The sequence below is a fragment of the Ruegeria sp. G5 genome, assembly GCF_056533365.1.
In genome coordinates this window covers 1-1,291 of the sequence record NZ_JBQFOK010000020.1, presented here as the reverse complement: position 1 = coordinate 1,291, position 1,291 = coordinate 1, and the positions used below count along the sequence as shown (strand labels likewise).

The following is a 1,291-nucleotide window of genomic DNA, read 5'->3' as shown; positions in this document are numbered from 1 at the left end:
TGAGAGGAGCCACCCCATGCAAGTTACCACAATTGGCGTTGATCTGGCCAAGAACGTTTTCCAGGTCCACGGGATCACCGCCACTGAGGAAGTTGTGTTCAACAAGCCCCTGCGGCGGGCGCAGTTTCTGACCTTCTTTGCGAAGTTGGAGCCCTGCCTGATCGGTATGGAATCTTGCAGCAGCGCGCATCATTGGGCGCGCGAACTGACGGAGTTGGGCCACGAGGTTCGTTTGATCCCGCCGATGTATGTGAAGCCATACGTCAAACGCGGGAAGTCTGACGCCATTGATGCTGAAGCAATCTGCGAAGCCGTAACCAGACCGACCATGCGCTTTGTCGCGATTAAAACGGTAGAGCAGCAGTCATTGCTGTCGCTGCATCGGGCGCGTGATCTTCTGGTGCGCCAGAGAACGCAACTCATCAACAATCTGCGTGGTCTGGTTGCCGAGTTTGGCATCTTCATACCACGAGGCCTCGCCCGTGTGATTGGGTTTGCTGAGAACATCACCCTCGGTGAAGTGCTGGACTTGCCAGACATTGCCAATGAAGTGATCCACAATCTATGCGAGCAACTCATGGCTCTGCACAAACGCGTCCGCTGGTACGAAGATCGTGTCAAACAAGTCGCCAAAGAGGATGTGCGTGTTCGCCTTCTTCGCACGATCCCTGGTGTTGGTGCTGTGACGGCCTCTGCAATCATCGCCAGCATTGGAGATGGGCATCAGTTCCGAAACGGCAGGGAATTTGCTGCTTGGCTGGGCCTGACGCCCGCAAACAAATCCAGCGGCGGCAAAGAGAAGCTTGGTAGAATTACAAAGATGGGTGATCAATATCTACGATCATTGCTTGTCGTCGGCATGACATCACTGGTCCGACAAACCCGGTCCCACCCCGAACGCGCCAGCAAGTGGCTGGCCTCATTGCTCGAACGCAAAGCCGCCCGTGTCGCAACCGTTGCAATGGCCGACAAGACCGCCCGGATCGTCTGGGCAGTGCTCACCCGCAACGAGCCTTATAGCCCACGTGCTGCCGTCTGAGACGAAAGGAACAATGAACTAGCAAGACCCGCGAGATGATGGTGCATAAGTCTGCCGCCAAAGCCAAGGAACTCCGCCGAATGGCGCGGGCATCATAGCCCGTAAAGCTGATAGGAACTTGGTTTGCGGAACCCATCAGGGCCAGCGGTCAAAACCGCACAAACAGGCCGGACACATGACTGCTTCTGACAAATGCACAAATCAGATCAAAAAGGACTTGCTATGCAGGAGCCATCCACACATGACATTCGC

The 1,291-nt window shown here is 55.5% G+C and carries 1 protein-coding gene; it reads left to right on the top strand.

What is annotated here, in order from left to right; all coding sequences use genetic code 11:
• The first annotated feature begins 16 nt into the window (after window positions 1–16).
• Window positions 17–1,039: an IS110 family RNA-guided transposase gene (locus ACR0BD_RS19695; RefSeq protein WP_480832976.1), complete on the top strand. Its 1,023-nt coding sequence runs from the start codon at window positions 17–19 to the stop codon at window positions 1,037–1,039.
• Window positions 1,040–1,291 lie beyond the last annotated feature (252 nt).